This window comes from Chryseobacterium sp. C-71, assembly GCF_020911865.1.
GTDB lineage: Bacteria > Bacteroidota > Bacteroidia > Flavobacteriales > Weeksellaceae > Chryseobacterium.
Window position 1 is genome coordinate 3,758,210 of record NZ_CP087131.1, and the last position, 20,268, is coordinate 3,778,477.

At 35.1% G+C, this 20,268-nt stretch carries 19 protein-coding genes; 5 read left to right on the plus strand and 14 right to left on the minus strand.

All coding sequences use genetic code 11. The features are described 5' to 3' along the window. Positions 1-51: 51 nt before the first annotated feature. The 4 genes from LNP04_RS17420 to LNP04_RS17435 all read right to left on the minus strand — a co-directional run bounded on the left by LNP04_RS17420 (position 52) and on the right by LNP04_RS17435 (position 3,909). Positions 52-420, minus strand: coding sequence for a glyoxalase (locus tag LNP04_RS17420; protein WP_229984150.1), 369 nt, complete (start codon positions 418-420; stop codon positions 52-54). Between the two features lie 75 nt (positions 421-495). Further along, on the minus strand, positions 496-993 hold the full coding sequence (locus LNP04_RS17425) for a DUF2199 domain-containing protein (RefSeq protein WP_229984151.1): 498 nt from the start codon (positions 991-993) through the stop codon (positions 496-498). A 99-nt stretch (positions 994-1,092) separates the two neighbouring features. After that, complete coding sequence (locus LNP04_RS17430; protein ID WP_229984152.1) at positions 1,093-2,679, minus strand: patatin-like phospholipase family protein; 1,587 nt, start codon at positions 2,677-2,679, stop codon at positions 1,093-1,095. Between the two features lie 330 nt (positions 2,680-3,009). Continuing rightward, the gene (locus LNP04_RS17435) at positions 3,010-3,909 is read right to left on the minus strand and encodes a CorA family divalent cation transporter (RefSeq protein WP_229984153.1); all 900 of its coding nucleotides are present in this window, start codon (positions 3,907-3,909) and stop codon (positions 3,010-3,012) included. A 78-nt stretch (positions 3,910-3,987) separates the two neighbouring features. Here LNP04_RS17435 and LNP04_RS17440 point away from each other — a divergent pair, with 78 nt between their 5' ends. Further along, a complete protein-coding gene (locus LNP04_RS17440) occupies positions 3,988-5,010 on the plus strand; it encodes a 3-oxoacyl-ACP synthase III family protein (RefSeq protein WP_229984154.1) in 1,023 nt (340 codons plus the stop codon). A gap of 205 nt (positions 5,011-5,215) precedes the next feature. Here LNP04_RS17440 and LNP04_RS17445 read toward each other — a convergent pair whose 3' ends face one another. From LNP04_RS17445 to pruA, 4 genes are all read right to left on the minus strand, one after another. Then, positions 5,216-6,376 carry a thioredoxin family protein gene (locus LNP04_RS17445; RefSeq protein ID WP_229984155.1) on the minus strand — a complete coding sequence of 387 codons (1,161 nt, stop codon included), beginning with the start codon at positions 6,374-6,376 and terminating at the stop codon, positions 5,216-5,218. Between the two features lie 158 nt (positions 6,377-6,534). Next, positions 6,535-6,792: a hypothetical protein gene (locus tag LNP04_RS17450; protein WP_229984156.1), complete on the minus strand. Its 258-nt coding sequence runs from the start codon at positions 6,790-6,792 to the stop codon at positions 6,535-6,537. An 85-nt stretch (positions 6,793-6,877) separates the two neighbouring features. Then, on the minus strand, positions 6,878-7,009 hold the full coding sequence (locus tag LNP04_RS19510; protein WP_262907436.1) for a hypothetical protein: 132 nt from the start codon (positions 7,007-7,009) through the stop codon (positions 6,878-6,880). Positions 7,010-7,271: 262 nt separating this feature from the next. Then, complete coding sequence (pruA, locus tag LNP04_RS17455; RefSeq protein ID WP_229984157.1) at positions 7,272-8,897, minus strand: L-glutamate gamma-semialdehyde dehydrogenase; 1,626 nt, start codon at positions 8,895-8,897, stop codon at positions 7,272-7,274. A 123-nt stretch (positions 8,898-9,020) separates the two neighbouring features. Between pruA and LNP04_RS17460 the strand changes: the two genes are divergently transcribed. Beyond that, positions 9,021-9,530 (plus strand): hypothetical protein, encoded by a 510-nt coding sequence (locus LNP04_RS17460; RefSeq protein WP_229984158.1) that lies wholly within the window; start codon positions 9,021-9,023, stop codon positions 9,528-9,530. A 13-nt stretch (positions 9,531-9,543) separates the two neighbouring features. On the opposite strand, the gene LNP04_RS17465 is transcribed toward LNP04_RS17460, so the two are convergent. Together LNP04_RS17465 and LNP04_RS17470 are read right to left on the minus strand one after the other, a co-directional pair. Next, positions 9,544-10,647, minus strand: a complete 1,104-nt coding sequence (locus LNP04_RS17465; RefSeq protein WP_129534516.1) for a DNA topoisomerase IB — start codon at positions 10,645-10,647, stop codon at positions 9,544-9,546. Positions 10,648-10,854: 207 nt separating this feature from the next. Next, positions 10,855-11,292, minus strand: a complete 438-nt coding sequence (locus LNP04_RS17470; protein ID WP_229984159.1) for a DUF6526 family protein — start codon at positions 11,290-11,292, stop codon at positions 10,855-10,857. 312 nt (positions 11,293-11,604) lie between these two features. Here LNP04_RS17470 and LNP04_RS17475 point away from each other — a divergent pair, with 312 nt between their 5' ends. Both LNP04_RS17475 and LNP04_RS17480 read left to right on the plus strand, forming a co-directional pair. After that, positions 11,605-13,374, plus strand: a complete 1,770-nt coding sequence (locus LNP04_RS17475) for an aminopeptidase P family protein (protein ID WP_229984160.1) — start codon at positions 11,605-11,607, stop codon at positions 13,372-13,374. Positions 13,375-13,669: 295 nt separating this feature from the next. Continuing rightward, positions 13,670-15,700, plus strand: coding sequence for a TonB-dependent receptor (locus tag LNP04_RS17480; protein ID WP_229984161.1), 2,031 nt, complete (start codon positions 13,670-13,672; stop codon positions 15,698-15,700). On the opposite strand, the gene LNP04_RS17485 is transcribed toward LNP04_RS17480, so the two are convergent. Together LNP04_RS17485 and LNP04_RS17490 are read right to left on the minus strand one after the other, a co-directional pair. After that, entirely contained in the window at positions 15,697-16,698 is a 1,002-nt protein-coding gene (locus LNP04_RS17485; protein ID WP_229984162.1) for a S41 family peptidase, read from the minus strand. The two genes, LNP04_RS17480 and LNP04_RS17485, sit on opposite strands and share 4 nt — an antisense overlap. Positions 16,699-16,741: 43 nt before the next feature. Continuing rightward, a complete protein-coding gene (locus tag LNP04_RS17490; RefSeq protein ID WP_229984163.1) occupies positions 16,742-17,710 on the minus strand; it encodes a YpdA family putative bacillithiol disulfide reductase in 969 nt (322 codons plus the stop codon). Between the two features lie 153 nt (positions 17,711-17,863). On the opposite strand from LNP04_RS17490, the gene LNP04_RS17495 reads away from it, so the two are divergent. Beyond that, complete coding sequence (locus LNP04_RS17495) at positions 17,864-18,499, plus strand: hypothetical protein (RefSeq protein WP_229984164.1); 636 nt, start codon at positions 17,864-17,866, stop codon at positions 18,497-18,499. Positions 18,500-18,550: 51 nt separating this feature from the next. On the opposite strand, the gene LNP04_RS17500 is transcribed toward LNP04_RS17495, so the two are convergent. After that, complete coding sequence (locus LNP04_RS17500; protein ID WP_229984165.1) at positions 18,551-19,846, minus strand: glycosyl transferase family 1; 1,296 nt, start codon at positions 19,844-19,846, stop codon at positions 18,551-18,553. A gap of 58 nt (positions 19,847-19,904) precedes the next feature. Beyond that, complete coding sequence (locus tag LNP04_RS17505) at positions 19,905-20,210, minus strand: GIY-YIG nuclease family protein (RefSeq protein WP_229984166.1); 306 nt, start codon at positions 20,208-20,210, stop codon at positions 19,905-19,907. Between the last annotated feature and the right edge of the window lie 58 nt (positions 20,211-20,268).

Genomic DNA, 20,268 nt, shown 5'->3' on the forward strand with positions numbered 1-20,268 from the left:
CTCCGGAATGACAAACAAACCGTTAAAAACTAATTTGTTAAACTTTTGCAATTATTTCATCTGACTTTTCAATCTCTCGATCAGCATCGTTATGATTCTTTTATTGAAAACTTTGCTGTCAGATTGATACAGCTCCAGTTCCTCCATAGTAAACATCCCTATGGTCATCCCAATAAAAGTGTTTTTCAGCACAGCATCTTTTTGCAGGCTTTGTTCGATAAACATTTGCTTTTTAAAAGCCGATAACGTAGAGAAATCTGCTTTTTGTCGTAATGCGTAGTTTGTAAACAGTGACAGATAAAGATCATTCTGCAATTTTAAAATGGGACGCAGGGTTTGGTTTTGAAATATTTCTGTTTCAGTGGTTGTTTCTGAGTTGAGTAGGTTTAGAGATTCTCTGATGTCTATTTTTGTGGTCATGTTCTGTGTTGATTAGTTGTAGATAGTAAATATATCATTGTTTGTCATTCTGACGAAGGAAGAATCTCGGCTATTTTATTTCCTCAAAACTACATTAATTCTTCTTTCAGCCTCTTCCTTTGAAATTCCTTTATAAAAATCATGAACAAAAGGATGCTCATGGCTTTCATGCGGATAAATAGAAGGTCTGCCTATTTTATTATTGATAAAAACATCAGTTGGAATTGGATTATCAAATTCATAATCAGGCAGATATATTGCGAGCCAACCAAAACATCCTCCTTCAAAATCTTTATTATCGTAATTTTCAACATATTCATTAAAACTTTTCTCACTCAAAGAAACCCAAACTCCATATTCCAAATCCTGACAACTTTCATGCACTTCTTGTACGAGAACTACTCTTATAAAATAGCAGGTTTCGTCCGAATACCTGATAATACAAATGTCTGATGTAATTTCAGAATTTTCCAATTCTTCATCAGAAAGGTTTATATAGGGATAGGGTGATTTGTAAGCTATTGCTGGCCATTCTTCTTTTTCTTCGCTGCAGCACTCGCAGATATATTTCATATAAATAAGTAAAAATTAAAAATAGTAAAAATTGACAATGAACGGTCAAAAAATCTACTTTTATTAGCAAACACTCAAACACTCAAACACCAACCCAACTCACCCCACCGTCTTCGTATCCTCTTCCTTCAAAATCTTTTTCTCTTTCATGGCAACCATCATTCTTTCGCACTTATATTTTGCCCAATCAAATTGATTGAGAAAATCTAATGCCGCAGAAAATCCAGCGTTAAAGAGTTGTTCTTTTTCTTCTCTTTTCATAAAGAAATTGAGCCAGCTACTCGTTCCACAGTTGACAGTTTTGATGCTGTAAAGATTGTAAAAAGAGTATTTGGTCAGAAATGTTTTGTCATTGAACCCTTTTAAAGTTCCGATGATATTTCCGGCGTAGGAAAGGGGAGTTTTCAGGATTTGTTCACTTGTTTTTCCTTTTTCGCCTAAAATTTCAGAATCGCTGGTCAGTTGTACACCAAACAGAGGAAGTCTCGGATAAAAAATATCATTCATGTGAAAAAGATCGATCGGGAAATTAGAAAGTGTACCGCCATCGATAAAAATTCCGACAGGATAAATATCTTCTTTTTCGGTGTTCATCCAGAATTTCCAGGCATATTTTACAGAATCATCGTCTTTGTTGATGAGCTTTTGCATCGGCTCAAAAAAGAAAGGAACAGACATCGAAGCCCGTACAAACTCAGCTGGACTGATGTGTTTCAGTTCTTCCTCAGACCAATAAAGATTCGCCATTGTAGGTAATTCGACTTTTATTTTTGCGTTGATATCTGTGGTAATGACGATATATTCGGTCTGAAGCTGATAAAACGGATTGTTCTTGTAATAATCATTGTTCTCGGCACTCTCGAAGAATATTCGGTAACGGGTTTCGTCGATGTGTTCGAGATTATTCATCTTGATTTCCTCAATTCCGTTGAGCGCATTGGTGTAAAATTCCATTCCGTTTCCGTAGCGGTAATTGAGATTCATTTGAGCTTCTTTCTGAATGAATTTTTGGTTGAGTTCGGCAACGGTTTTAATTCCGAATCCGTTCATTACATCGGTCATTTGTTTGAGGAAAACATTTCCGGGATTCAGTCCGCTGTTGCTTTTCCTGAAATCACTATAAAACTTTTTAAAACAGAAAAACCCAATGATAATAGGAATCAATGGGACTAAAAATAAAAGTTTAGCATTAAGAATTGTTTCAGACGAAATAATAAACGGCAGCGCAACAAGAATCAACATGACTACAGCAATGATAATCAAATTGATTTTAAGGAAATTTTTATTGTTGAGCATGGCATGAATGGTAGTTCTCACATACGGTTTCCCATCCATAAAATCAGAAAAATCCCAATTGAATAGAATGTCTTTAATGACTTCACCCTTCGCTTCTTCTTTTGTTTTACAAGCTGCGATAAGCATCGTGTTGATGGCTCCGGCACTCGTTCCTGCCACTTTCAGAAAACGGATTCCGAAGATTTCCAATGCATAGAGATAACCGACCAATGCACTTCCCCAAACGCCACCGCCTTCCTGCACAAACTCAATATACTGATTGCCTTCAGCATCGAGAATGTCAGAAAATTCTTTGCTGGAAATGTTTTGGTGTAAAGCGCTAAGCTTCTCTTTTGATTCCTGAGAAAGTACGTCGTCCTCAAGGATTTTTTGAAGGATTTCGGGTTTCATGATTTTGGTTTGGTGTTTTTTTGGTCAAACGTAAAGGTCCAATGTTTTTATTTAATTTTAATAACATTTTTTAAGACGCAAGACACTTCGGCAAAGTTCAGTGTAACAAAATGTTTTCAATCAATTTTATCTTTGATAAAATCCTTGCGCCCTAGAGTTTTAAGTTTTAAAATTTATCTTGAGTCTCTGCGTTTGACCAAATGATTTATATTTTTTGGCTCTCATAGATTTTGCAGACAACGCAGATTTTTTTCCCATATTTAATCTGCTAAATCAGCTCAATCTGCGAGAGATATTTTATTCATATCATTCTACATCTATGCTGAAATACTACCACTGTTTCCTCCTCGCATAAATAAATGTACAAATCACAATCACCCCCATTAAGCCCAAAGTATAAAAATATCCGTGCTTGGTATGGAGTTCAGGCATATTGTCGAAGTTCATTCCGTATAATCCTGCAATAAAAGTGATCGGTAAAAAGTACACCGAGTAAATTGCCAAAACTTTCATCACCTGATTGGCTTTCTGATCAGACAATGCCAGAAACATCGAAATTAGGTTGGTAATCTGAATATTCAAGTGATCAAAATCGGCAACAACATCCTTCTGTTTGTCTTTTAAATCGACGACTTCAGAATCTTCCAGTTTCAATAATTTAAACTTATCAATGGCATCATTGGAGATGGTCAAAACCCTCGAATTCAGTCCTGATTTACGCTTTAGTTTATAAAGTCTTCGGATTTGATTGGTATGGTTTGTATTTTTAAGAAAAATTTCGTTTTCAATATTATCCATCGTCTCAAAAAGGCTGATGGCTTCATCGTCAAAGGTTTTCATAATGACCAACGAAATCATCAGAGCAATTTTATGAGGATGTACATGATCAGAACTTTCGGTAAGTTCTTTCTTGGTTTCAGCAATACTTTTTGCCTTCATTCTGTGTACCGTGATAATGGTTTTTTCTAAAAGGAAAATCCCGATTTTGGTACTGATATCGCTAATGGTGTTGAGGTTTTTCCGTTCGAGTTCGGTGCTTTCCCGAAGGAGGAAGAATTTCACGTTTCCGTCTTCTTCATATTTGGGTAAGTGATTGGGGTCTAAAGTGTCTTCCAAAAGGAGATTGTTGATCTCATATCTTTCATGAAGGTACTTCATATCTTCGTCCGTAGGTGCTTCTACGTCTATCCATTCGCATCCCGAATCTCTGTAAATTGTATTGATAGGCATAAAGTAAAAATACTATAAATTTTAAAAAAACCTATGTGTAAAATAAAGTTTTATCTTTACCAAAATTAAACAAACTATATGATTAAAAGTACAATAAAAGGAATCGGATTTCATGTTCCGGATCACGTTGTAACCAATGATGATTTAGCCAAATTAATGACCACCAATGATGAATGGATTACTGAGCGAACGGGCATCAAAGAGCGCAGACACAGAATCAACAGAAATGATGCGCAGGAAACTACAGCATTTCTTGGTTTTAAAGCTTCTGAAAAAGCACTTCAACATGCTGGCATAACGGCAAAAGATATTGATTATATTGTTTTTGCAACGCTTTCACCGGATTATTATTTTCCTGGTTGTGGCGTGTTGCTTCAGGATATGTTGGGTTGCGATACAATCGGAGCTTTAGATGTTAGAAATCAGTGTTCAGGTTTTGTATATGCGATGAGTGTTGCCAATGCTTTTATTAAATCTGGTACTTATAAAAATATTCTGGTTGTAGGCGCAGAAGTTCATTCTTTCGGACTTGATTTTTCGGATGAAGGAAGAGGAGTTTCTGTAATTTTCGGGGATGGGGCAGGAGCAATTGTACTTTCGGCAACTGAAGACGAAAATGCAGGTGATATTTTAGCCATGAATATGCATTCTGAAGGAAAGTACGCCGATGAATTATGCACCCAATTCCCAGGTTCAAAATACGGTTGGAGTGACAGAATGAGAAAAGAACCTGAAAATGTAACCGACAAAGAAGTTTACCCGATCATGAATGGAAATTTCGTTTTCAAACATGCAGTAACAAGGTTCCCTGAAACGATGCAGGAAGCTTTAGATAAAGCTGGAAAAACGATTAAAGATTTAGATATGTTTATTCCGCATCAGGCGAATCTGAGAATTGCTCAGTTTGTACAGCAAAAATTTGGTTTACCGGACGAAAAAATTCACAACAACATCCAAAAATACGGAAATACAACCGCCGCTTCTATCCCGATTGCTTTGAGTGAAGCGATAGAACTTGGGAAAGTTAAAAGAGGAGATTTAGTACTTCTTTCAGCTTTTGGAAGTGGGTTTACTTGGGGAAGTGTATTATTTCAATACTAAATAAATATTACAGAAAACTTAAAAAGGCTACGTCATTTCGAGTAGGTTTTTGAAGAAAACCGTATCGGGAAATTTTCATTAAGTATAACAAGAAGTTCTCGATACGCTTCGCTACTCGAACTCGCGAAACTTATAACATAGTCAATAAATAAAAATTCCGCTGAAATTTATTTCAGCGGAATTTTTTATGTTTTTAAATTAAAGCTTATAAACTCTTCAATATTTTTTCTGTATCAGCAGTATCTTGACCTTCTGCTTTTCCTAAGGCGATAGACTTTTCAGCCCAAAGTTTAGCGTTTTTCTTGTCCCCGATTTTGTTATAAAGATTGGCAAGAGTATCTGTATTTGCGTATTCTTCTTTTTTCTTTACAGATTCCTGAGCCCATTTTACTGCAGTTTCAAGAGAAGATTTTGTGTTGACGTTTTCAAAGAAATTCCATGCAATTGAATTTAATTCTTCTGAATTTGCAGCAGAATAATCCTTATAAAGATCTAAAGTCATTTTCTCATACGTTGCGAAATCTTTGTCTTTTAAAGCTCTGTTTGATTTTGCTCTTTTTAAAAGCTTTTCAGATTCTTCTTTTGTTAAGAATTTCTGAGTTTCAGTGTAGAAATAATCGTCATTCCATTTTTTTGTATCGGCGCTGTACGTTTTTTTCATGATCGTATTTAGCTTAATGTTTTTGTCAAACATTTCGTAACGGTCAGCCGGGAAAACTTTAATGATTTCTTCTTTTTTATTCTGGAAAATCTTATACAAAGGACTTTCGGTACTTTGAGTTCCTGCAAGAATCATCTGAACATCGTCCTTATCTAAAGTGGTTTTTGCACTGAAATAACGGTCCAGAACTCTTCCTGCAAAGTCTGAATCATTATAAATAGTAAGACCTGCAAGATTTTTTAAGAATTCAGGATCTTTTTCTCCTTTTTCGAATTTTTGTTTTAGAGCAGTCAGTCTTTTGTTTGGATCTCCTGCATCCATTGCAAACTGGATAAAGTCTTTCTCCTCAACATATCCTAAAGTCCTGTGAACTTCTTCACCGTCACCATTGATGAAAAGATAAGTTGGGAAAGCTTTTACATTGTATTTTTTTGCTAAATCTATACCCTCACCCTTCTCCATGTCAATTTTAGCATTGATGAAATTGGCATTGTAATAATCACCAACAGGCTTTAAAGGGAAAATGTTTTTCACCATCAGTTTACACGGTCCGCACCAAACTGCATAAGCGTCAATGAAAATCAGTTTGTTTTCTTTTTTTGCTTTTGCTAAAAGGCTTTTAAAATTTCCTTCTTCAAATTTAATTCCTTGTCCGAATGCAATCACGGCAAAGAAAAGAAGTGATAATATTGCTGTTTTTTTCATGAAATATTTTATTGAATACAAATGTAATAATTATGTTAATACAAGTCTTTAAAATTATCAATAATTCAATTCATAAAATTAAGTTAAAATCATTAAAGATTATTTGGGTGAAATTGTCTGAAAACAAAAAATCCACAGAAAATTCTGTGGATTGTATTTTATCTTGAACCGCCTGCTTTTGTGTTTGGGCGTGATTCTTTGCTTTCGTAATCTGTTGGTTTTTTAAGAGTATCTTGTGCGAGATTTGTAGTGTCTGGAGCGTTTTTTTCAGAGTTGGCCACTGCCGAATCTCCCAAATCATTTCGCATGGCATCTTTGTTATGCTCAGCTTTAAATTCTTCTCTGTTTTCTTTTTTATCGGCACAGCTTCCGAAAACCAACAATCCTAGAACTGTTCCTATCCATAGTTTTTTCATAGTAAATTTTTTAATGTTTGTTATTCAAATATAAAAAAATCCACAGAACTTTCATCTGTGGATTTCCATTTTTACATTAGACTTTTTATTTGGGTGCAGGAGCGGCTACGGTATCTACTTTCATAGTATCCATCGGAACTGTTGTCATTGTATCTGCTACAACTGGTGCGGCTTGCGCTGCGTCTATTGCTGTAGAATCTGTGCTACTAGATGACATTTGCTTTTCTTTAGTTCCGCAGCTCGCTGCAAAAAATCCTATCCCTAAGGTTAATAAAACTAACTTTTTCATAATATAATTTTAAATGGTGTGATAGGAAGTATTCAATAATTATTCCGAAAAGTATCGCTTTATTACTAATTAAATGATAAAAATATTAAAATACTGTTAAATTTTAAACAAAAAAACCTCGAAATTAACTCCGAGGCCATTTTGTATTTTTGTGAGCAATTATTCATTACCCATTATTTATAATTGATAGTTATCCCAAATACGGGTATTTATAATCTTTAGGAGAAACGAAAGTTTCCTTGATACTTCTCACAGATGTCCATCTTAGTAAGTTCATTTTAGAACCTGCTTTATCGTTAGTTCCTGAAGCTCTTCCTCCACCGAAAGGCTGCTGTCCTACAACTGCACCTGTTGGTTTATCGTTGATGTAGAAGTTTCCAGAAGCATTTTCTAACGCTTTGAAAGCTTCGTCAGTTGCATATCTGTCTTGTGAAAATACAGAACCTGTTAATGAATAAGGGGAAGATGAATCTACAATTTTAAGGGTTTCTGTCCAATCTTTATCTTCGTAAACGTATACAGATAAGATCGGCCCGAAAATTTCTTCTACCATACTTTCGTATTGAGGGTCAGTAGTTTCAATTACGGTAGGACTAACGAACCATCCTTTAGAATCGTCACATTTTCCACCGATAATTACGTTGGCATTGCTTGATGCTTCAGCTCTGTCGATATAGCCTTTACATTTTTCGAAAGAGTTTTTGTCGATCACGGCATTCACAAAGTTAGAAGGATCTTCAGGTGAACCAATTTTAATGGATGCAATCTGAGTTTCCATTACTTTTTTCACGTCTGCCCAAAGAGATCTTGGAATATAAGCTCTTGAAGCAGCAGAACATTTCTGTCCTTGATATTCAAATGAACCTCTTACTAAACCTGTTGCAACTGCTTCTACGTTAGCAGAAGGATGAGCGATTACGAAATCTTTTCCACCTGTTTCTCCAACGATTCTTGGATATGTTCTGTAGTTGTGAATATTGTCACCAATCATTTTCCACATTCCCTGGAAAACTTTTGTTGAACCTGTAAAGTGAAGTCCTGCAAAATCTCTGTGTGCCAAAACTTTCTCAGCAGTTTCTTTTCCGTCTGTGAAAATCATGTTGATGACCCCTGCAGGAAGACCCGCTTCAGTAAGAACATCCATAATTACTTTTGCGGAATATATTTGTTTGTCTGAAGGTTTCCAAACCACAACGTTTCCAAGCATTGCCATACAAGCCGGCAAGTTTCCGGAAATTGCGGTAAAGTTGAAAGGTGTTACTGCAAAAACGAATCCTTCTAAAGGTCTGTACTCTACACGATTCCAGATTCCAGCGTCAGAAACCGGCTGCTCAGAATACATTTCTGTCATGAATTCTACGTTGAATCTCAAGAAATCGATAAACTCACAAGCCGCATCAATTTCTGCCTGATGAACATTTTTACTCTGTCCGATCATTGTAGCAGCGTTGATTACATCTCTGTAAGGACCTGCCAAAAGATCAGCAGCTTTTAAGAAAATAGCTGCGCGGTGTTCCCAACCCAACTCATTCCATTGTTTTTTAGCAGCTAAAGCAGCGTTGATGGCATCATCTACATGTTGCATTGTTCCTCTGTGGTAGAATCCGAAATCATGAGCGTGATCCTGAGGAGACTGAAGCTGAACTTTATCGTCAGTTTTTACTTCTTTACCATTGATAACCATTGGAATCTCGATCTTTTGTGCCCACATTTTTTTGTATTGAGCGATCAGAGATTTTACTTCCGGAGAACCCGGTTCGTAAGAATTTACCGGTTCGTTTACTGCAAATGGTACTTGCGAAATTGCTTTTGACATATTACGTTGTATTGTTTAATTTTTGCTTTTTACAAATTTACAACAATTAATTTGTACAAAAAATCGATAGAGACTATTTGCATTTTAGAATGATTATATTTGATAAATACTAAACTTTTGAATATGGAAAAAATATTTTTGATTTTTTTGTTGTTGTCTCAAACCGTTTTTGCACAACACAAAAAGAAAGTTGTAAAAGAATATCCTTTAGCTCCTCAAATTGAAGAATATAAAATTCCTGAAGATGAATTGTTGAATAGTAATTTAAAAGGTTCAAAATGGTATTTCGACCTAAAAAATTATAAAGAAACGGAGCTGTTTTTAGATAAAGACAAAATGAAATCCGATGTTTTGTATTTTGTAGACGCTAAGAATTTTCAGATTAGTATCAATCAGAAAAACTGCAAAAGTTTAATAAAAGGAACCTACCAGATCATGAAAACGAATGGTGGAACTACGACGGTACAAAAGGGGCATCAACCTTTTAAGATCAAGTCACCTTATCAAAAATGTGTTGCAAAATTCTCCGGATTTTTGTCAAGAGCACTGGGTGTTTCTTTTAATGAAAATGGAGAGATCATGGAAATGAAAGAAGGAGAAATTTATTCACCTATTACAGTCCCTGGATTTTAATTGAAATGTCAAACTACATTTTTTCGTTTTCCAAAATTTTTAAAACTAATTTTTCCTCGTGTGTCAGTCCTGCTTTTCCGTCGTTTTCTTCAATGACTTCTAAAGCATCAAGGTATTTTTTGATAGAATTGTTTTCGTAAAGATTGATGACTAAAGGATGAACGTAATATTTTCTGCAAACGGTGCTTGTATTTCCGAGATGTTCGGCGACAATATCTAATGCAGCTTTTACTTTCTTTTTGTATTGAGTATTGTTTTCGGCATATCCGATTTCTTTGAACGCAATTAAAGCGTTGACTGTACCTGACCAGGTTCTGAAATCTTTTGCTGTAAAATCTTCTCCACTTAATTCTTTAATATAATCATTCACCATTCCAGAATCAATGTGATGGCGGTTTCCTTCGCTGTCGTAATATTGAAAGAGTTCTTTTCCCGGAATTTCTTTGCATTTTGTAATTAGTTTTGCGAGTCTTTTACTTTTCAGATTGACATCATGCATCACTCCTTTTTTACCTTTGAAGGCAAAATTGATTTTCTGTCCTTCCACTTTTACGTGTTTTCCTTTCAGAGTTGTCAGCCCAAAAGAACCGTAAAGTTTTTCGTAAATGCTATTCCCAATTCTAATGTTCGTGCGCTGCATTAAGCTTACAATTAATGCAAGGATTTTTCTTTTTTCAAAATTTCTTAAGGCTAAATCTTTTTCTAACTGCAGACGGATTTCAGGTAAGGCATAGCCAAACTGAAGCATTCTGTAGAATTTTGTGTGATTTCTCAATGCACTCCAAAGCGAATGATATCTGTATTGTTTTCTTTTTCTTGCGTCCAGACCTGTTGCCTGAAGGTGGCCGTTATCGATGGCACATATCCACACATTTTCCCATGCCGGAGGAATGACCAAACCGTTGATTCGTTTGATCTCTTCTTTGTCTTTGATTTTCTCGCCGTCTTTGAAATAAAGATATTTCTTACCTCTTTTTCTGCGGATGATACCGGCTGTCTCTGCATCGGAAGTGTAAATAAGATTCACTGCCTTTGCAGAAGCTACCGGATCCTTCATAATTTTAACAATCTTTGACGGCTTCAGGTGAGAAATAATCTCTTGGTCTGATTGATTCATAAAATAATTTGGTTAAGAGTTTTTACCCCTAGAAAACAGCCATAATAATAAGGCTACGATGCCAACAACTACAATTATTCCCCACCACATTCCGGCTTTGAAGATTGTTTCTACTGCTTCACAACTTGTCAATAAGAGTATGGCAAAAAGACTCATACTGTATAAAGATAACTTTCTCATAATAGTTTATTTTTAGTGATTATATAATTAAATTCTTTCGTTATCGGGACGCCAATTTTTGATTGACTTTTTGATCTCGTCTCCTGAAATATTTTCGTTTAAGGCTTTGTATAAAAGTTCTTTAAACTCTTCATCATAAGCAAATCTCAGAGCGGCAATTTGTCCAAAACTGAGTTTTTCACAAACTTGATCTGACCTTTTATTGAAAATCTCAAAATATCTTTGTCTGAACTCCAATCGTACGATTCTGTTTTGAAGTCCGAGTGCATAATGCTGTCTGGTCATGAATGCCAAATAGAAAATCAGAAAAATGATGACCGAAAATAAAATCCATATCAGTTGGTTTTCTGAGTCGTCCCAAATTTTATAAATTCCGTAAGCCTCTAAAACCATCAGTAATGGAAGCAAAATGAAGTGGTGAGGCGGGTAAAATTTCCTGTGATTTTGGTAATTCTGTGTTTTCATTTTTAATGAATAGCAAGAACCTTTCCAAAATTTTATGAAATTGCTAATGATTTAAGTTTATGGTATCTAAAACTATTTGTAATGAGGGTAACTGGCACTCGTACAAAGACTTCGGCCTAGCCCGGATAGTAGCGGTTACACCGCAGCAGGCGGCGGGCTTTTGTCGCAGACGAAAAAGCGCAGGCGTGAGGAGTATGAGCGGATAGCCGGATTAAGCTCCTAAAAAAACAAGAGTACCTGCTGAAAACATCCGTAAATCGGAGTAGCGCGCTTGATTTTTTTGTAACTTTCGGTTTTTAAAATTTATAAAAAATGACTTCAAAGGAAAAAGTAGCTGCGCTCCGTGAGGAGATGCAAAAAAACAATGTTGATGCATTTATCATATATTCTGCCGACCCGCATATGAGCGAATATCTGCCGGAAGAGTGGCAGGAAAGAGCCTGGCTGTCGGGATTTTTAGGCTCTGCAGGTTTTGTAGTAGTGACGAAAGATAAGGCCGGACTTTGGACGGATGGAAGATATTTTACACAGGCTCCGATTGAATTGGCGGGCTCAGGAATTGACCTTTTCAAAGACGGAATGGAGGGAACTCCAAACTATATCGACTGGATTATTTCTGAAATTCCTGTAAGCGGTAAAGTGGCTGTGAATGCTTTGGCGACTTCTCATGCTAACTGGGAACTGCTTTTTGAAAAACTGAATGCCAAAAACATTACACTAGTTGACAATGCTTTACTAAAGAATGTTTGGAAAGAGAGAGGGGAAGCTTCAAAAAATCCTATTTATACACACCCTGTCGAAAGAGCTGGGAAATCTGTGGTTGATAAAATTGCAGCGATCCGCCAAAAGATGGAAAGCCTGGAAGTGACTGTTCACGTGATTTCGAGCCTTGATGATGTTGCATGGACATTGAATTTGAGAGGAAGCGACGTAGAAAGTAATCCTGTATTTTTAGGATACATTATTATTACGAAAAATGACGCAATCTTGTTCACAGGCCTTGAAAAGATGGAAGTTGAAGCAAGAAAGCAAATGGACGAAGCTTGGGTGAAGATGATGCCTTATGAAGAATTCTACAATCACCTGAGAACTATCAAAAACGAAAAAGTTTTAGTTTCACCCAACAGCAATCAATCGATTTTTGAGGCTTTAAAAATCGGAAATGAATTTGTAAAAGCTGCTGTTCCTGGAAATCTGATGAAAGCTCAGAAAAATGAAACTGAATTGGAAGGTTTCAGAAAAGTAATGGTAAGAGATGGTGTTGCGATGGTGAAATTTCTTTATTGGCTGACGCACAATGCCGGAAAAGAGACGATGAACGAATATTCTATCGGACAAAAACTGAAAGGCTTCCGTGCAGAAGGAGAAAATTTCGTGGGAGAAAGCTTTGGAAGTATCGTTGGGTATAAAGATAATGGTGCCATCATGCACTACTCTGCAAAAAAAGAAGGTAGCAAAGATGTAACGAATGATGCAACTATTTTAGTAGATTCAGGAGGTCAGTATTTAGAAGGAACCACTGATATTACGAGAACTTTTGCTTGGGGTACGGCTTCTGAAGAGTTTAAAACAAATTCAACTTTGGTTTTACAGGGATTAATCCGTCTTTCAATGGTGAAATTCCCTAAAGGGACGAGAGGCGTACAGTTGGATGCCATTGCAAGACTTCCTTTATGGATGAATGGTAAAGATTTTAATCACGGAACAGGTCACGGTGTGGGAAGTTTTATGAATGTACATGAAGGTCCGCAAAACATCAGAAAAGATTTGAATCCTCAGGAATTGCTTGTAGGGATGGTTTGTTCAAACGAGCCTGGATATTATGTAGAAGGTGAATACGGAATCCGTCATGAGAACCTGATTGCCGTAAAAGAATCTGAAACTACAACTTCTGGAACTTTCTATGAGTTTGAAACATTGACGTTCTGTCCGTTCTTCAAAGACACGATTGCAAAAGAAATTTTGTCTGTTGAAGAAATCAATTGGCTGAATGATTACCACAGAACTTGTGAAGAAAAACTAGCTCCACATTTGGAAGGTGAAGTAAAAGAATGGTTCTTAGAATTGGTAAAACCTTTGTAAGATAAAATATAAGCTGAAAGCCCTGCGTCGAATGATGCAGGGCTTTTTTTATTCTGACTTTTTTCAGCGATAAAAATTAGGGTGTTTTTCCTGTTTTGCAATCTGAATATTGATTTTATCTTTGGGATATCAAATTTCAGTATCAAAACACTCACTATATACTTCAAATTAATTTTATCTTAAATCATCTCAGAAATGGGGTGATTTTTCAATTTAAAACAATTATTCAGCATCTGGCTTGTAAACATCAAAAAAACTGTACAATATTTGCTAATGAAATTGTACAAAATCTTTCATGGCCAAATTTTATTTTTTAGCACTCACTTTTTGCGGTTCATTAGTCTTTTCTCAGAAACGAGATTCAGCGACCTTGATTTCTGAAGTACGAATTGATGCGTACAAAAAACCGACTTCCTTTATAACTTCTACAAAATCAGTTTCTGTAGTTTCAGAAAATTTATTAAATCAAAATACACCAGAAAGACTGCTCGAATCTATCAATCAGATTGCGGGAGCAAGAATGGAAGAACGTTCACCAGGAAGTTACAGGATTTCGTTGCGTGGAAGCAGTTTGCGTTCACCATTTGGAGTCAGAAATGTTAAAGTCTATCTGGATGATTTTATTTTGTCTGATGCATCGGGAAATACTTATTTTAATCTCGTTTCACCCGAATTGATCAACAGAATGGAAATCTTTAAAGGTCCTGAAAGTGGTGATTTTGGAGCAGCAACTGGTGGAACGGTTTTGTTGCAGACGCAGAATTCAGAAAAGACTACGGCCAATCTTTCTGTTGGAAGTTATGGAACTTTTAATGAAAGCGTAAATTTTTCAAAACAATTTGGGAAGCACTTTTTTCAAATTTTCCAAAATTATTATCGCACAGATTCTTACCGAGAACAGTCTGCAGTTGAAAGAAAACAGATTTTCATCAAAGACAATTTTAAGTATTCAAAAAATGCTGAACTGAAAGCCATGATTCTTCTTTCAGATATGGATTATCAGACTCCAGGCGGATTGACTTTAGAGCAAATGCAGCTTAATAGAAAACAGGCCAGACCAAAGACGGCAACTGTTCCTGGAGCAAAAGAACAAGATGCGGGAATCCGTAATAAAATGGTTTTAGCAGGAATTTCTCATGACTTTAAAATTATTCCAAATCTATCACATTTTGTTTTGGCTCAGGGATCTTATGTAGATTTTGAAAATCCGTTTATTACCAATTTTGAAAACCGTTTTGAAAGTAATTTTGCATTAAGAACTCATCTGAATTATCAGCAAAACTGGGAAAAAGTTTCTGCAGAATGGAGATTGGGTTTTGAAGGCGGAACAAACAATATTTTCATTAAAAATTTTGATAATAATAGAGGAGTAGAAGGTGATCCGCAGAATTTTGATAAGCTTAAAAACAATTCGGGATTCTTTTTCGTTTCCCAGAAATTGAATTTTAATGAAAAACTATTTTCAGATATTTCATTAAGTTTAAATTCAAATGCTTACGAATGGGAAAAGCTGTATCCAACGTCTGAAAATGGGAAAACAAAATTTAAAGATCAGTTGCTTCCCAATTTTGGACTGACCTATCTTATTGGAAAAGGTTTTTCAGTAAGAGGAAAGATTGGTAAAGGGAATTCTGCTCCGACCAACGAAGAAATCCGCTCATCTAATCAGGAATTTAATCTCAATCTTGTTCCCGAATATGGTTGGAATAAAGAAATAGGTGTGAGAAAACAGTTCGGCAATATATTGTTCGCAGAAGCCAATTATTTTGATTTCCGAATGAAAGATGCCATCGTCAGAAGACAAAATGAGCGTGGACAGGAATTTTTTGTGAATTCAGGTGCAACCGTTCAAAAAGGAATAGAATTACTTTTAGAATCTAAAAATTTCAATCTAAAAAATGATTTTCTAAGCAATTTTAAATTTAGGTTTTCAGGAAGTTTCTACGATTTTAAATTTCAAAATTATCAGCAGGGAGAAAATGATTTTTCGGGGAATGATTTAACCGGAGTTCCAAAAACGACCATTAACAGTTTATTGAATTTTACTTTCTTTAATAAACTTTCAGTCGATTACTCGCATTTCTATACTTCAAAAATGCCTTTGAATGATGCAAATACGGTTTGGCCAGATTCCAATTTGATCGGAAATATTCAGTTCATATATCCTTTACAATTTGAAAAGACAAGACTAAATTTATTTCTGCAAATTCAGAATTTGTACAATACCGATTACGTTTTAGGATTTGATATCAACGCTTTCGGAAACCGTTATTACAATCCTGCTGCGAAAAGGAATTTTGTTTTGGGTGTGAAGGTTGATTTTTAATCTTTCTTTTTACCATCAATAAATTCGAAAGCTTTTCTCAAATAAGCTTCATCGGTTTTACCTTCGTCGGATGATTTTTCGATTGTGATATCAGGAGAAATTCCTTCACCAATTTTAGCATATTCCTTTCCTGTTCTGTCGACAATATTCCCGATAGTCAGCACAAGAAAAGAACCGTCTGATAATTTGTATTCCTGATTTCCGGATGTTAAACCCTGAGTTTTTGTGCCGATTATCTTTATATTTTTTTGGCCTACAAATGCTGCGGTGATAAATTCAGCAGAACTTCCGGTAACTTTATTCACAAGGATAGCAATGTGCTTTTTTACAGCTTTTGGCTCTTTCTGGGTCAGTTGAAATAATTGAGTTGCCGTAGTGCCTTCATAAAATTTACCGTTTTTATAATTGTAATATTCAATCGCTCCCTCAGCATCTTTTGTGCCCACCACATTTTTGCTGTCCAAAAAAGGTGCTATTGCGGCATACATCGGATAAAGCATTCCTCCAAAATTTCCTCTCAGATCAATAATCCATCCTTTTGGATTGCGTTTTTGTAAGTCATTCACTTTTTCGTAAAAAGTGTTGATATACATATTCCAATCGCCTTTATTGAATGAGCCAATATCTGGCAAATTGATGTAAGCGTATTGGTTTTCTAGCAATTCGCTTTTGATAACCGGGAATTCTTGTCCTGTTGCTTTGTACCCTAAAGTATATGCTCTTACCATTTTTTCAGAATAAAAATTTGAGTGAGAGTCATTTAAAGAATTTAGAGCATTCTTAATACTCGGATAAGTTTCTTTAATAGTTTTAGCTTTTGAAGTTTCTGCTAAGGTCTTATTAAATATATCTTCCCAGTTGAGTTTAGATTTATTAACCGATTTATTTTTCATAATCTTTAGTGCTTTGGTGACATACGTTTGAATGCTGTCTGCCTGAGCAAAAGTATGAACCGAACATAATGTAGATATGAATGTGAAGATGACAAGTTTTTTCATATTGGATATAGAATGATCAAAAGTAAGATATTTTGAGATGAGTTTATTTCTGATTAAAAAGAATGTTTTCTACAATCATCTCCGCATGAATCCTGGAGTTTTCAATAAACCAAAGATGCGTGTCTTTTCCGCCGCAAACCACGCCTGCCAAATACAAGTTTGGAATATTGGTTTCCATCGTTTTAGAATCATAAACAGGATTTAAACATTCTCCCTGAAGATCAATTCCTGAATTTTTCAGAAAATCAAAATCTGGAAGATAACCGGTCATTGCAAGCACAAAATCATTTTCAATTTCCTGAATTTCGCCATTTTCATCTTTAAAAATCACAGAATTTTCTTTAATTTCTACTAATTCAGAATTAAAATGTGCGGTAATTTTTCCTTCAGCAATTCTGTTTTCAATATCAGGTTTTACCCAATATTTTACGTTCTTAGAAATCTCAGAATGACGGATAATCATCGTCACTTCAGCACCTTTTCTATATGTTTCTAAAGCAGCATCAACAGAAGAATTACTTGAGCCAACGACTACGATTTTTTGTTTAGCGTAAGGATAAGGTTCTGTGTAATAATGTTTTACTTTTTCTAAATGTTCTCCGGGAATATTCATCAAATTTGGGATGTCGTAGAAACCAGTAGAAATGATGACGTTTTTTGCCAGATATTTTGATTTTGAAGTTTCAATTTCAAATATTTCTTCTTTTTTAAAGACATTTAAAACCTTTTCATACAAATTGATATTCAGATTTTTCTGTCTCGCAATTCCTTGATAATATTCTAAAGCATCCTGTCTTCCCGGTTTCGGAGCTGCCGAGATAAAAGGAATTTCAGCGATTTCCAATTTTTCGGCAGTCGAGAAAAATCTCATATACAAAGGATATTTGTACAACGAATTGACAATGGTTCCTTTTTCTATAATCAAATAACTGAGGTTGTTTTTCTTGGCTTCCAAGGCGCAATTTAAACCGATGGGTCCGGCTCCGATAATCAGAATATCTACAATTTCCATATAGCAAATTTACAAAAATAGGTAAAGCAAAAGACCGTGAGATAATGCTAAAAGACTAAAGTTTAAAATTGAAACTCAAAAACTCAACAAAATACTCTTTATTCCCTAACTCAATCGTGGCATTGGTTTTGGACTTTTTGTGAAAATTTTAGAATGAAAAAAGCTTTTGCCATATTTGCACTTTTATTAGCGCTATCATGTGAAAAAAAACAGGATAAAAATCCAGCAGTTGCTACAGATAATCTTAAAAGGTCAAATGAAAGAACCGATACCAAACAAGATGCATTATCAACTGAAGTTGCCTTGAAAAAAACTAACGATGAGCTTATTCAGGCTTTGAAAGTTGGATATTATGATATTTTCGCAAACTACATCCATCCTAAAAAAGGAGTTCGGTTTTCGATGTACGCATTCATCAATAAAAATGAAGACAAACATTTTACAAAAACCGATTTTGAGAAATATCTTCCTACAAAAACGGTTTTTACATGGGGATCAAGGGATGGTTCTGGTGAAATTTATAAATCCACATTAGAAAAATATCTTAAAGATTGGGTGTTTAAAAAAGACTTTACCAAATCTGAATATTCATTTAACCAATTTCGTGGTGGAGGTAATTCTCTGAATAATTTAAAAGAAATGTATCCAAATACCAATTTCACAGAAAATTTTATTCCCGGTTCAGAAAAGTATGGAGGTATGGATTGGAATGCACTTCGATTTGTATTTGAGGAATATGATGGGAAATATTATGTTGTTGCTGTCATCAACGATGAGTGGACGATATAACATTCCCCTTCTTTGAAGGGGTGGATTCAACGAAGTTGAAGACGAGGTAGTTTACAAAATCTCAGCTAAAGTTTTTGTTAAATTCTTTCTGGAAAACTGTTTAATATTTCTAGTATTTTCTAAAAGATTTCCAGCTTTCCAAAGTTCAAATTTCTCTAAAATAAATTGCTTAATCGTTTCAGAATCCTGATAACCGAAATGCTTTCCTGCATCGGTTTCATCTAAAATTTTTGATACATCAGCATCATGCGGACCGAAAGAAATAATCTGTTTCCCAGTTGCCAAATATTCAAATATTTTCCCTGGGATAATTCCTTTCGAAGATTCATTGGGGAAGTTGGTAATTAACAGTATAGAAGAATTTGACATTTCGTCAATCGCTTTTTCATGCGACAGATAACCCAAATTTTCAATGTAATTTTTTAAACTTGAATTTTCTATAGAATTCAAAATCTTATCATCAATTCTTCCTACAAATTTCAATTTGAAATTCTTTGCAAAATCATTATTTGTTTTCACTAAATCATCAAGTGCTTTCCAAAGGTTTTCAGGGTTTCTCAATTGTTCAAGAACGCCTATATAGCTGAGCGTGAATTTTGTTGGGGAGTTTGAAGGTTTGAGAGTTTGAGAGTTTGATGAGTCGCTTTCATCAAAACCGTTTGTAATACACACTGCATTAGCTCTGTTTTTTCTGAAATTTTCAGCATCAGTGTAGCTTGTGGCTAAGGTAATGTCTGCATTTTGGAAAACTTCACTTTCAAGCTGACGGTGCTTTTTATCTGATTTATTCGTTAGTTTTAAATGTTTATAATAAGAAATCTCTGTCCAGGGATCACGGAAATCTGCAATCCATTTGACGTTTGGGAATTTCTTTTTTAAATTTAAACCGATCAGATGCAAAGAATGTGGTGGCCCAGAAGTTACTACTACATCAATATTATTTATTTTTAAGTATTGCTCAAGAAATTTCACAGAAGGATTTACCCAAAAAACTCTTGCATCGGGAATGAAAAAATTTCCACGAACCCAAATTGAAAGTTTAGATTTCCAGCTTTGGTTATTTCCCACATCAAACTGTCCGGCCTTGAATTTTTTATTGCTTTTATTAAGCTTTTCAGCCAACTGATAAGGTTCCCAGATTTTAGTTTTTATAATTTCTAAATCTTTAGGAACATCTTTCATTAAACTTTCATCAATCAAAGGATAACTCGGATTTTCCGGAGTGAAGATGATTGGTTTCCAACCAAATTCCGGTAAATATTTTGCAAACTTCAACCATCGCTGAACTCCCGGTCCACCTGCCGGCGGCCAGTAATAGGTGATGATAAGGATTTTTTTTTCCGGCATGGGTTTAAAAAAGTGTTGTTGTCATTCTGAATGAAGCAAAGCGTAATGAAGAATCTCATTAAATTTCATCATTCAAAAATTTCCAAGTAGGATTAAATTCTTTTATCAGGTTGTTTTTTTTAATTCTTGTCCAACCTTTTATTTGTTTCTCTCTTTTGATCGCAGTTTCAATGTCACTGAATTGCTCGAAGTAGATTAAACAAAAGCATTTGTATTTAGTGGTAAAATGTTTATCAATTGCTTCAGGATTTTGATGCCAGTATAATCTAATTTTTAAGTCATTAGTTACTCCTGTATACAATACCGTTTTTATTTTATTAGTTAAAATATAAACGTAGTAATTATGAGTTCCTAAAGTTTTCATGTTCTTAAGATATTTTTGAGATTCTTCACTTCGCTTTGCTCCATTCAGAATGACAGAA